At 74.1% G+C, this 9,918-nt stretch carries 8 protein-coding genes; 3 read left to right on the forward strand and 5 right to left on the reverse strand.

Annotation, left to right across the window (positions count from 1 at the left end; genetic code table 11):
- Together AB0K09_RS23250 and AB0K09_RS23255 are read right to left on the reverse strand one after the other, a co-directional pair.
- Window positions 1-385: DUF1330 domain-containing protein (locus tag AB0K09_RS23250; protein WP_366067304.1), on the reverse strand; the 385-nt coding region annotated here is incomplete at its 3' end.
- Between the two features lie 122 nt (window positions 386-507).
- Window positions 508-924 carry a YchJ family metal-binding protein gene (locus AB0K09_RS23255; protein ID WP_366067305.1) on the reverse strand — a complete coding sequence of 139 codons (417 nt, stop codon included), beginning with the start codon at window positions 922-924 and terminating at the stop codon, window positions 508-510.
- A 50-nt stretch (window positions 925-974) separates the two neighbouring features.
- Here AB0K09_RS23255 and AB0K09_RS23260 point away from each other — a divergent pair, with 50 nt between their 5' ends.
- Window positions 975-1,964 carry a hypothetical protein gene (locus tag AB0K09_RS23260; RefSeq protein WP_366067306.1) on the forward strand — a complete coding sequence of 330 codons (990 nt, stop codon included), beginning with the start codon at window positions 975-977 and terminating at the stop codon, window positions 1,962-1,964.
- Between the two features lie 56 nt (window positions 1,965-2,020).
- Here AB0K09_RS23260 and AB0K09_RS23265 read toward each other — a convergent pair whose 3' ends face one another.
- Window positions 2,021-4,171, reverse strand: coding sequence for a hypothetical protein (locus AB0K09_RS23265; RefSeq protein ID WP_366067307.1), 2,151 nt, complete (start codon window positions 4,169-4,171; stop codon window positions 2,021-2,023).
- A 218-nt stretch (window positions 4,172-4,389) separates the two neighbouring features.
- Here AB0K09_RS23265 and AB0K09_RS23270 point away from each other — a divergent pair, with 218 nt between their 5' ends.
- Window positions 4,390-4,887: a MarR family transcriptional regulator gene (locus AB0K09_RS23270; RefSeq protein ID WP_366067308.1), complete on the forward strand. Its 498-nt coding sequence runs from the start codon at window positions 4,390-4,392 to the stop codon at window positions 4,885-4,887.
- A gap of 87 nt (window positions 4,888-4,974) precedes the next feature.
- Window positions 4,975-5,592, forward strand: a complete 618-nt coding sequence (locus AB0K09_RS23275) for a DsbA family protein (RefSeq protein WP_366067309.1) — start codon at window positions 4,975-4,977, stop codon at window positions 5,590-5,592.
- Window positions 5,593-5,611: 19 nt separating this feature from the next.
- Here AB0K09_RS23275 and AB0K09_RS23280 read toward each other — a convergent pair whose 3' ends face one another.
- Both AB0K09_RS23280 and AB0K09_RS23285 read right to left on the reverse strand, forming a co-directional pair.
- Entirely contained in the window at window positions 5,612-6,343 is a 732-nt protein-coding gene (locus AB0K09_RS23280) for a BPL-N domain-containing protein (RefSeq protein WP_366067310.1), read from the reverse strand.
- A 13-nt stretch (window positions 6,344-6,356) separates the two neighbouring features.
- Window positions 6,357-9,918, reverse strand: a 3,562-nt coding sequence (locus AB0K09_RS23285; protein WP_366067311.1) for a Pls/PosA family non-ribosomal peptide synthetase, incomplete at its 5' end; no start/stop codon positions are given.

Here is a 9,918-nt window from a genome sequence, read left to right on the forward strand (position 1 = left end):
GTCGACACCGTGGGCGAGTTGCGCGCCCTGCTGGAGCAGCTCCCCGGCGACATGCCGCTGTCCCTGGACGACCACCACTGGGCCCTGCCCGACGACCGACCCCCTCGATCAGGATCACGTCACCCTCGACGTGGTCCGTGCGCAGCGGCAGGATGGCCTGGTACGCGGGCGAGGCGTACCAGGCCCGTGCCTGCTCCACGCCGGGGAAGGCGATGATGACGACCGGCCCGTCCCACGCGCCCTCCAGCACCTCGATGTTCCCGCCGCCGTGCACGATGAAGTGCCCGTCGTACGGGTCCAGTGTGGCCTGGATGCGCTCGACGTACTCGATCACGTCGGGAGTGGGGCGGGAGGCGCGGAAGTTGGCGAGGGCGTAGGCGGGCACGAGCGGTCTCCTCCGGTCGTCGTGGTCACGGGCCCCGGCGGCCCGTGACACCCACTCTCCCGCCCGCGGCCCCGGCGGTCGATTACCTGCGGGGTAATGCCCGGGCCCCCTGAAGCGGCCCGCTAGCCGACCGCGTCCAGATAGACCCAGCGCCCGTCCTCGCGGACGAAGCGGCTGAGTTCGTGCTGCGAGTCCTCCTGCCCGTGCGCGCGGCAGTGCGCCCGGAACTCGACCGTGCCCTCGGAGTGGAACGCGCTGCCGTCGGAGGTGGCGAGGATCTCCAGCCCGGTCCACCGGATGTCCGGGTCGAAGTCGAGGGCGCGCGGACGCGTCGAGGAGTGCCACGTCCGGAGCAGATAGGCGGCGTCGCCCACGACGAAGGCGCTGTAGCGCGAGCGCATCAGCCGTTCGGCCGTGGGGGCGGCGCCCCGGCCGCCGTGGAAGACCCCGCAGCAGTCGCGGTACGCGGCCCCCAGCCCGCAGGGGCAGGGGGAGTCTGGAGCGATCGCCGGGGTGCGGTGCTTGCTGTTTCTGGACACGTCCTGATTCTGCCTGGTCCCGTGCCGGCCCCGCCCCTACGGTCGGTGCGGTGCGCAGACACGTGTACGTCGTGGCCACTCTGCTGACCGCACTCGCCGTCCTGACGGCCTGCGGCGGCTCCGGGGACGACCCGGAACCCACGCCCCGGCGCGCCGACCGCGCCGAACGGCTCTACCAGGGGCACGGCGGGGCCAGCGCCCAGAACCCCGCGTTCTCCCCGGACGGCAGGTCCCTGCTGTTCACCGTCTTCCACGACGGCTACAACGAGGGCGAGGCGGCCCTGCGGGTCCTGCCCCTGACCGGCACCGGCGGTCCGCGCACCCTGCTGGACGAATCCGACCGGGCCGCGGTGAACCTGCCCGGCGCCAGCTGGCACCCCTCGGCCGGGGTCGCCTTCGCCTCCGACCGCGCCGGCCGGGACGAGGTCTGGGTCATCGAACCCGGCGGCCGGCCCGTGCGGATCACCGCGCACGACGGCGACTCCGGCTATCTGGAGCCCAGCTTCTCGCCCGACGGCCGGTGGATCGTCTTCCAGGAGAGCGTGGAGAAGGAGTCGGGCGAGCCCGGCCTCGGCTCCCTGTGGAAGGTACGCCGCGACGGCACGGGGGCCGTCCGCATTCTGGACGGCCCCGCGACCCACACGGACAACCGGCAGCCCAACTGGTCGCCGACGGGCGACCGGCTGGTCTTCCAGCGCCGCGAGGCCGGTGGCGAGGACTGGGCCCTCTACACCGTGCACGCCGACGGCACCGGCCTGCGCCGTCTCACCACCACCCCCGGCGAGCACACGGATCCCAGCTGGTCGCCGGACGGCCGCTCGGTGGTCTTCTCGTCCACCGCCGGTGGCCTCGATCTCCCGCAGATCTTCACCATCCAGTCCGGGGGCGGCCGCCCGACTCGGGTGACCAACGCGAAGAACACCTACGACGGCGCCCCGAGCTGGTCCCCGGACGGCCGGTGGATCGCTTTCGAATCCCACGGGGGAGACGAGGACCACCCCACGAGCCTGTGGCGAGTCCCCGCCCCACGGTCGGGGTGAGGGATGGGCGGGTGGGGAAGACAAGCGGCCACCGGCCCGCGGCGACCGACGGGACCTCAGCCCAGGGTCACCGTCAGCACCGAGTACTGAGCAACGGTGAGCTCGACGCTCACCGTGTCCCCTGCCACAGCGAAGGGCACCGGCACCGGCTGCGGCGAAGCCGCGTCCGGCGAACCGACCGCCGCCGAGACCACCCGCTTCCCACCCGGCACGCGCAGTGCTACCGAACAAGCCGCCGGCACCGTACGGAACGCCCCCGGCGTGTCCCCGAAGCACGTGAAGTTCACCAGCTGCACGACAACGTCGTCCCCCAGCCGGCCGAGCTCCAGATGGATCCGCTGGTCACCGGTGAGCGTCACCGCCGGCGGCGCGGCGGCCCGTACGGGCGCCAGGAGCTCGTCCCCGGCCGCCCGGTCCGTCGTGGCCAGATACCCATGGCCCAGCAGGGCCTTGACATACATGCACGTCCCGGCGCCGAAGGTGTTCCGCCGGCTCGCCGGCAAGGCGTCCGCCTTGCGGAAGCCCAGCACGTCCGCCAGCGCGTACTCGGCCCGGGCCGTGCCCAGCTCGTCCAGGGCCGTCGGCGCCGGACCGGTGATCACCACCGTGCCGCCGCCCGAGACGAAGCCGCGCAGCACCTCGGCCTCCGCGTCGGAGACGGCCTGGAGGTTCGGCAGCATCAGCACCCGCAGCCCCGCCAGATCGCCGGCGGTCAGCCCGGGGCTGGTGACCGTGGTGAAGGGGATGTGCGCGTACACCAGCGCCTTGACCGTGCCGCGGAACTCCCCGAGCCACGCCTGCTTCGTGCAGCTCTCCTGCGCGCTGCCGGAGCTCCACCAGTCCTTGACCCCCGACGGGGCCTTCGTCGTGACGTACATGCCGGTGCCCTCGGCGGGGCTGACGAAGTCGCGGGAGGCCGAGGAGTGGTAGACGCCGACCTCGGCCGCGGACGTCGCGTTGTAGAGCCTCTCCTGGTTCGCGGCCACGAAGGCGTACATGCGGGTGCGCATCGCCTTGTCGGTGGTGTCGTTCTTGTACGGGCTCTTCACCTCGTACGGATTGCAGCCGGCCGCCAGCAGTTCGGCCATCACCAGCGACGCGTCGTCCGCCTTCCACCCGTAGGAGAACGCCCAGGCGGGCTTGGCGCCGCTGGCCGCCCGCGCGTACTTGTACATGGAGATCAGACAGGTCCAGTCCGTGGCGGTGGCGTGGCGCATCCCGTCGTAGTTGCCGAGGATGTCCACCTCCCACATCTGGCTTACGCCCTCGGCCTTGCGCAGGTACGCGCCGTCGAGGCCGACCAGGGTGGCGTACTGGTAGTCCATGCTCACCGTCTCTACGAAGGTGACGAGACCGGGGTTGACCGAGCGCCCGGCGGCGGCGATGTCGAGCTGCCACTGGAGGAGGTTGCGGTGCCGCCACTCGACGTAGCGGCGGAAGGCGAGGTTGCCGAAGTCGGCCTTGGCCGGCAGGGCCAGCCCGGTGTCGGCCCGGAACGCGTCCGCCGCCCAGGTCGACCCGTCGCACCAGCTCATCGCGCCGTCGAAGTAGATGGGCACGTCCGGCCAGATCGCGTCGAGGCCCGTGCCGGCGAGCGCCTTGATCCGGCCGAGGTAGAAGTCCCGCCAGGGGGAGTTGGGGCTGACCCAGCAGCTCTCGTCGCCCGGGTCCACCCAGACCACCAGGCTGCCGTAGAAGACGTTCGGCTTGCCGTCGAGCGAGCGCTGCACCCAGGACTTCCCGCCGCCGTCCTTGTAGAACGAGGGCCCCTGCTCACCGCCGACGCTGATCACTTCCAGCGACGGGTAGTACATGACCACGCGAATTCCGGCCGCGTGGGCGAGCCGTACGAAATCCCTGATCTTTCCGAGGTGCTGGCTGAAATCCGCCTCCGTGATCCAGTTCGACAGAATGGTGTCGAGCTCGATCACGCTGACGTTCTGTGCCTTCAGCGTATTGATCACCGGTTGCATGTCGCGGGCCGGGTCGGCGTCCTCGTCGAACGTGCCGTCGGCCAGCCGGGCGAATCTCGCCCAGTCCGGGAACACCCCCTGCGCCGCCGCCGGCGCGGCCCAGGCGGCCCGCTCCAGCGGCAGCGGCCCGGACAGGGCACGGGCCGCCGGCAACTGCGTCGCCCAGGCGGCCGCTCCGGCCCCCAGTCCGGCGCGTAAGAGATTTCGCCGGCTCAGTCTTCGGTACGCGTCCATGAGATCCCCTCCCCTGCACGGCGGATTCCGTGCGACGCCGTGATTCTTCCGGGAATCCGGCGGAAGAGAAGCCTTCCGGCGATATCGCGGCCGAGTTGCGCTGAAAGTCCGGCCGCACAGCGCGGGCCCCGCCCCGCCGTGCCCGCCGCCGGCGCCCCGTAGGCTCGTCGGCGGCGCGAGGGGCGCCGGATCGGCAGCGCGGAGAGGGGCCGGGTCAGGTGGCGGACGGCGGCAGAGGGATCGAGACGGCCGAACAGGCGGCCAACGACGGCCTCGTACTGGCCTTCGGGCGGTTGCAGGGGGCCGCGAACCGGCTGGAGTACATCCTGGGCCGGGCGATCGAGGAGGAGTGCGGGATCAGCCATCCGGTGTTCGAGGTGCTGCTCATCCTGGGCCGGGCGGGGGAGTCCGGACTGCCGATGCGGGCCGTCGCCCAGGAGCGGGTGCTGACCACCGGCGGCGTGACCCGGCTCGTCGACCGCATGGAGGCGGCAGGGCTGGTGGCCCGGGACGCCGACCCGCACGACCGCCGGGGGCGGCTGGTCCGGCTGACGCCGCTCGGCGAGGAGACCGTGGTGCGCGCGGCACGGGTCCACGTGGAGAACATCCGCCGCCACTTCCTGGAGCCGCTGCCCGCCGAGCATCGCGAGCGGTTCACGGAGGACCTGCGCATCCTCAGCCACGCCGCGCGCGACGCGCTCCCGCGCCTGCGCTGAGCAGAGGAATACCTGACCGCTCAGATACTGTTGCAGCAGGTGAATGCCGCGCAGCCCGCGCGGGCTCCGTACGACCGAAAGATCCCCATGAAGCTCGTCTACGTCTTCGACGCCTACTGCGGCTGGTCCCACGGCTTCTCGCCGACCCTGGCCGAGATCGCCCGCCGCCACCCCGAGCTGCCCGTCGAGGTCGTCTCCGGCGGCCTGTTCACCGGCCCCCGCCGGGTGCCCATCCGCGAGTTCGGATACGTCCGCGGGGCCAACGCCAAGATCAGCGAGCTGACGGGCGCCGTGTTCGGGGAGGCCTACGAACGGCTGATCGCCGACGGCTCCTTCGTCATGGACTCCGAGGCCGCCGCATGCGGTACGGCCGCCCTGCGCGAGGCCGCCCCCGCGCTCGCCGCGCGGCTCGCCGGGGACCTCCAGGAGGCCTTCTACGTCGAGGGCCTGAGCCTGTCCGACCCGGAGACCTACCGTCTCGTGGCCGGGCGCGCGGGCCTGGACGGGGACGCCGTCGCCGCCGCCTTCGCCGCTCCGGGGGCCCGGGCCGCCGCCCGCGCCGACTTCCGCCGCGCCGCCGAGCTGGGCGTCCAGGGCTTCCCGACGCTGCTCGCCGTCGACGGCGACCGGGTCGCCGTCCTCGCCGTCGGCCACGCCGGGGCGGACGAGATCGAGGCGCGCCTGGCCGCGCAGGCGGCAGGCTGACGCGGACCGGGCCGTCCGGTCAGTCGTCCAGCACCGCGGCCGCGAGGTCCAGGCCGAGGTCGCGCGTGCGCTGGACGGGGAGACGGGCGTCGGTGAACCACTCGTCGGTCGCCTCCGGGTGGGGCCCGACGACCCCGAGACGGCCCGTCCCGAAGGAGGTGACGAGCGCCGCGACCGTCCCGTTCGGGTAGGTGGCCAGCACCTTCGCGTCCGCCCCCGCGTCGAGGATGAAGTGCGGTCCGTCCTGGAAGAACACGGTGCGCGGCTGCCCGCGCCACACCACGTCGACGACCGTGTCCTTCTCGTGGTCGACCGTGGCGCCGGGCGTGGTGATGTACTGGTCCGTGTCCCCGGGCAGCATGCCGAGGCCCGGGTCGAAGCCGGCCAGATAGCCGCCCAGGCAGAAGCCGAGGTAGCGGCCGCCGCCGTGGACGTAGCCGCGGATCACCTCGGCCTCCCGCCGCAGACGGCGGTAGGCGGGATCGAGCGAACCGCCGCCGGGCTGCGCGTACACCAGGGCGCGGGACAGCGCCTCGGCCGTCAGCGGGACCTCCTCGCGCGGCCCGGTGTAGCGGACGTCCAGGTCCCAGGGGCCGGCGGCGAGCAGCTCGGCCACCGCCTCCGGGCAGCCGGGCAGCGAGGCCGGTCCCCGGTAGACGAGCGCCAGCGGGCGCCGCCCGGGGTCCGGCAAGGGGGCGCTCCGCGCGCCGGACGTCCGGCCGCGCAGGGCGTCGAGGAATCGGGGAGACACGGTCGGTACCGCCTTACCGGATCGTCGGGGGCGCCGGGGAGCTCGCGCGGGAACCTGCGGGCGGGCCGGCCATTCCCTGGGCCGGGATGCCGCCCCACCGCGTGCCCGGCGTCAGGCGTTCGCCCTTCATCAGCAGGGACAGCGCCTCCAGCCAGACGCCCTCGCCGACCTCGGAGTCGTAGAGGACGACCGCCCGGGTGCCGATGCTCGTCCCGGACCCCACGGTGACCCGCGACATCTTCATGACGCGGTCCTCGAACAGATGCGTCTGCAACGATACGCCCGTGCCGACCGCCGCGTCGTCGCCCACCTCCACCAGGTCGAACTCGGTGAGATAGGTCGTCCCGATCCAGGCCCGCCGGCCCACGCGGGCCCCGAACCGGCGCAGCACCGGCGGCAGGAACGGAGTGCCGACCAGGGTTCCCACCCCGGCCGGCACCGCCGCGGCCTCGTACAGACCGGTGACAAACTCGGTGCGCCGCACGAAACGGGCCCACAGCGGCTCGACGCGCGGCCGGTAGGTCCCGACCACCAGGCGCTTGACCGCCGCGCAGTAGGCGATCACCGCGAGTCCCGCGCCCACCGCGAGGGCCGGGGACAGCAGCACGGTCACGGGAGCGGCCGCCCGGTGCGCCACCCCGGTCAGCGCCAGCAGGTAGAGCACGGCGCCCGCCGTCAGGACCGCCGCGGGCATCGTGGCGCGCAGGAACTCCACGCCCAGCCGGTGGACCACGGCCCCGCGGGTCGGCCGGAACGTCAGCTCCTCGGGGAACGAGCCGCTGCGCTGCCGGACCGGCAGATACATCGCGGGCGAGCCCAGCCACGAGGTGCCGCCGGGCACGCCGTCCCTCGGTGGCACCGTGCCCACGCCGACCAGGGACTCCGGCCCCGTCCGCGTACCGGCCGGCACGCACGCGGCGTTGCCGACGAACGCGCGCCGCCCCACCTCGGTGGGCCCGAACGAGACGCGCCCGGCCGCGAAGGAGGCCGCGCCGACGGTGGCCATGTCCGCCACGAAGCTGCCGTCGCCGAGGGAGAGCAGGTCCGGATCCAGGTGCGCGGCCGTGGACACCTCGGCCCCCCGGCCGACCCGGGCGCCCAGCAGCCGCAGCCACGGCACCGTGTACAGCGTGGCGTAGAGCGAGTTGGTGGCCCCGAGACTGGTCTCCAGCAGCTTGTCCGCCGCCCACTTGCGCACGCCCAGCGAGGAGCGCACCGGATGGATCCCGGCGGGTGCCCGGGACAGCACGAGGCGCTTGCCGAGGGCGACCACGCCGCAGACGGTGAGCACGAACACCGGACCGGACAGCGCGGTGGCGGCGGCAGTGGCGGGCGGGCCCCACCGGGTCCATGTCCACCACACCAGCGCGAGCCCCGGCAGCAGCATCGCCAGTGCGGCCGCCTCCAGGAGCACCAGGCCGAGCAGTGCGGCGGCGAGATGCCGCACCCGCCACCGCCCCGGCTCCTCGCCGTCGTGCAGCATCGCCTCGACGTCGGGGGCGAGGGCGTCGACCGGCCCCGGCGGCGACCCGGCCCAGCGAGCCCCGGCGGGCACCGCCTCGCCCCGGGCGAGCACCGACTGCTCGCCGAGCCCGGCCCCGTTCCCCAGCCGGGCGCCGGGTTCCAGAACGGCGTTGGCCCCCACACAGGCGCCCCGGCCTATCTCGACGGGAGCGACGGTCACCCAGCCGTCCGCCACCCGCCACGGATGCAGCGTGACGCCGTAACCGACCGAGGCGTCACCGCCGACGCGCACCATGCCCGGCAGGGAGACCAGCCCGGTGGCGATCGTGGTGCGCGGCCCGACGCGCGCGCCGAGCAGCCGCAGATAGGGGCCCATCATGGGCGAGCCGCTCAGCAGCCGCAGCGGGCCGAGGGCCAGCACCAGGTCGAGCACCCACAGCCGCAGGTACGTCGGGCCCCACAGCCGGTAGCGGCCCGGCCGGATGCCCGCGGCCAGCGGGCGGGCCAGCACCACCGGCACGATCCAGCGCACGCCGAGGTAGCCGAGCAGCATCGCGACCGCCAGCCCCACCGGGACCGCGTCCGGGATGCTGCCGCCGGACCGGTCGTACGTCCAGGCCAGTGGCAGGGTGAGCAGGAGCAGCAGCAGATAGAGCACGCCGGCCTGCCACGCCCCCGCGGCCGCGATGCGGCGGCCGCTGTGACGGATCGCCTCCGGGCGAGGTGGCGCGGGCGGCCCCACCGCCTCCGCCGTGCCGCGCAGCCGTGCCGCGAGGCCGCGTACGGTCGGCTCGGCGTAGAGGTCGCGCAGCGTCGCGCTCTCGCCGATGCCGCGGGCACGCAGCAGGGACACCACCCGGGCCGCGAGCAGGGAGTGACCTCCGAGACCGGCGAAGAAGTCCGCCTCGACCGACAGGGACCCGGGCTCGGTGCCGAGCACCTCCGCCCACACCTCCCGCACCCGCGCCTCCAGCTCGTCCCCGGCGGCCACCACCGGTCCGTCCGTCATGGCGCGCCGGCCGGCCGGGGCGGGGAGCCGGCCGCGGTCCACCTTGCCGCTGGGCATGGTCGGGAGTTCGGGGAGGACGTCCAGGAAGGACGGCACCATGTACGCGGGCAGCCTGCGCCGCAGACTGGCGCGCAGGCGCGCATCGATGTCCCCGTCCGGCCCGTCGCCCCCGTTCGCGCCGCCCGGCGCGCGCACCACGTAGGCGGCCAGCTCGCCGCCGGCCCCGCTCCCGTCCGGGGCCGGCACCAGCGCCGTGACCGCCTCGGCCACGCCCGGGTCCTCCAGCAGCACGTTGTCGATCTCGCCGAGGTCCACCCGGTAGCCCCGGACCTTCACCTCGGCGTCGGCCCGGCCCAGGTACTCGATCTCCCCGTCGCGGGTCGTCCGGCCCAGGTCCCCGGTGCGGTAGAGCCTGCCGCCCGGGGGTGCCAGCGGGTGTTCCACGAACCGTTCGGCCGTCAGGTCCGGCCGGCCGACGTAGCCGCGGGCCACGCCGGGGCCGCCGAGGCAGATCTCGCCGACCGTGCCGTCGGGCACCGGCCGGCGCTCTTCGTCCAGCAGCACCGCCGTGTAGGTGGGCAGCGGCCGGCCGATGGTCACGGGCCGGCCGGGCAGCAGTTCGGCCCAGGTCGCGGTGACGGTGGCCTCGGTCGGCCCGTAGGTGTTGAGCATGCGGCGTCCCGGCCGGCTCCACCGCTCGACGAGCCGGGCGGGGCACGCCTCGCCGCCGACGACGACGGTGCGGACGCGCGGAAGCTCCCGGGGGACCGTCGCCAGCAGCGTCGGCACGCAGTACAGCACCGTGACGCCGTGCTCCTCCAGGAAGTCGGCGAGCTCGGCACCGAACCTACCGGGGCCGGCCGGCCCCGCGACGAGCGTCGCGCCGACCGCCCAGGTCGGCCAGATCTCCTCGATGGAGAAGTCGAACGAGACGGTCATGCCCTGGTAGACCCGGTCGTCCGGCCGGACGCCGTACACCAGGGGGACGACGTCGAGGAAGTTGCAGATGCTCGACTGCGCGATCTCCACGCCCTTGGGTCGGCCGCTCGATCCGGAGGTGTACATGATGTACGCGGCGGGGTCGTCGTCGCCGGGGCCGTGC

Source organism: Streptomyces sp. NPDC049577 (genome assembly GCF_040675635.1).
Taxonomy (GTDB): domain Bacteria; phylum Actinomycetota; class Actinomycetes; order Streptomycetales; family Streptomycetaceae; genus Streptomyces.